The 2,329-nt window shown below is 49.5% G+C and carries 2 protein-coding genes; both read right to left on the bottom strand.

Features of this window, described 5'->3' with window-relative positions:
- The coding region (locus tag IBX50_RS19765; RefSeq protein ID WP_292258110.1) for an exonuclease domain-containing protein at positions 1-103 on the bottom strand (103 nt) is incomplete at its 3' end.
- A gap of 51 nt (positions 104-154) precedes the next feature.
- Complete coding sequence (locus IBX50_RS19760) at positions 155-2,098, bottom strand: methyl-accepting chemotaxis protein (protein ID WP_292258109.1); 1,944 nt, start codon at positions 2,096-2,098, stop codon at positions 155-157.
- Positions 2,099-2,329: the final 231 nt, after the last annotated feature.

The following is a 2,329-nucleotide window of genomic DNA, read 5'->3' as shown; positions in this document are numbered from 1 at the left end:
TGGTGGCAATTTCAATAATACGTTCCTTGTTCGGATCTAACCCGGTCATTTCCAGATCTATCCAGATCAGGTTGGAGGGTGCTGCTTCTTCTTTTTCAGCCATGCTGGAAACACTTCCTAAAAGGTTGGGATACAAACCCGATATTACCACAGTTCAGGTTCGGAACTGTGCCACCATGCCCTTCAGACGCTCGGCCAGTTGTGCTAATGATTCACTGGCATCAGATGACTCACGCACATTCCCAGCGGTCTGCTCCGAGACATCACTGATGTTGTGTATGCTTTCATTGATATCCCGTGAAACCAGTGTCTGCTCTTCGGTTGCGCTGGCAATCTGCTGGGCATTCTGATCAATTTCCTGAACAGCCTGAGCAATATGGTTAAGTTTGTCATCCAGATCCTTGGCACTGGCAACACTGGCCTGTGTGCCCTCAAGGCTGACCGACATGGCTGTCACCGCTTTATCTGCACCCTGCTGTAATTTATCAATCATGGCCTGGATTTCTGTTGTGGAGGCTTTGGTACGACTGGCCAGATTACGCACTTCATCCGCGACAACCGCAAAACCCCGCCCGGTATCTCCAGCTCGGGCTGCCTCAATCGCTGCATTTAATGCCAGCAAGTTGGTTTGTTCAGCAATATCCTGAATAACCACCAGTATTTTACCAATCTGGTCACTGTCGGATTTCAGCTCATTAATGGTAGTGGTGGCGTGACTCACTTCCTCACTCAACTCATTAATTGTCGCAAGGGTATTACGCACTGCCGTGCGACCAGTTTCTGCCGCATTCATTGCACGTGTAGAAGCATCTGCGGTGGATTGGGTGCTGCGTGCCACTTCTTCCAGGGTGGCGGTCATTTCTGTCATGGCGGTGGCAGAGCTGGTGATTTCTTCCACCTGTTTATGAATGCCCTGACTGGTCAACTCATTCACCTGTGCCAGCTGGGTGGAAGCTGAAGCAACCTGATCTGAATAACTGCTGATTTCTAACAAGGTAGTGCGCAGCTTCTGTTGCATGGTACTGATCGAAGCCAGCAGACTGTTGGTATCACCTTTTTTAAGTTGAATCGCCAGACTTAAGTCACCATCAGCTACCTGATGCACTATGTCAGCTGCGTAAGCAGGGTCTCCTCCCAGAGTGCGGGTAATGGAGCGCACCAGCAACAGGCTAACCCCCACGGATACAACAAGAACCAGCAGGGTAATTACCAGTACCACAACCACCATACGTCGCAAGTCAGCCATGGCAACATAGGATTCAGTTTCCATCACCAGACCCCAGCCAAGCAGATCAATAAAGGACAGGCTGCCAATCACCGGAACACCGGCTGCATTCTGATACTGTCCGGTCATGCTGGCACGGTTACGGGCGGCAACTGCTGCCTCTGTTTGTAGTGGCTCCTCAACATTAATGATTGAGGCAGCAGGAGTGATGGCACGCCCTTCAGCATTTAACATGTAGATTTCGGTGCCCTCATTCCGTGACATGGCCGCCAGACGATCCACCAGGGTATTAATCTGCACAGCCCCACGCATCACCGCTATAACCTGACCATTACGGCGTATGGGAATGGCAACAGTACTGACTTGATTACCGGTTGCACGTGAAATAACCGGCTGTGAAAAAGTATCCTGCCCAGATATGGCTGATCGAAACCAGGCACGATCTGCAACATTAAATGCATCAGCCTCATCTGCACTCAGAACTCTGGCACGCCCCTGCTGATAACTAACACCAGCCAACCCCCGCCCTTCTGAACCAACCAAAAAAATGGTGTCGTAAAAACCATCCATCTCGGCCAGTTTTGCCATCATCATGGCGGTTGCTTCACGATCCAGGTTCACCGCATAGTCAATGCTGGCCAGATAACGCATTTCATCCTGACGAGCCAGCAGCCATTCAGTGAAAGATTCTGCACTGCTTTGACTCAAACTACGCAAATCACTGAGCACATCCTCGGTCAGGGTCTGGCGGTATTGCATCATCACCAGACTCATCAGCAAGGCTATCGACACCAACAGCAAACCCATAATCATTAAGGTGATACGGGTAGCAAATCCAGTTTTTTTCCCTGTTATCAACGGTGCAGTGCTCATGCTTTATCCCTCGGCCTGTTATTTACAGGTTATTAGTAGTACAAGGCAAAAACAGCGTCAATCAAAAAGCTCTCTCTTAAAACACACCTCGTTATATCTTACAAATGCAGCTCCAGCAAAGCTCCAGTCCATACTGCCAGATCACGTAAACGCTTAACTTCACCAGCTTCAAAATGCCTCGGTTGATGATCTGCGATATTCAGGCTACCCAGTAGTTGTTTGCCAACAAAA

The organism is Marinospirillum sp., from assembly GCF_014859565.1.
Note: the sequence above shows the minus strand (reverse complement) of the source record. Positions and strands in the feature narration are given on the sequence as shown.

Excerpts from the sequence above, each read along its gene's own strand:
- IBX50_RS19760 (WP_292258109.1), bottom strand. The coding sequence starts at position 2,098 with ATGAGCACTGCACCGTTGATAACAGGGAAAAAAACTGGATTTGCTACC.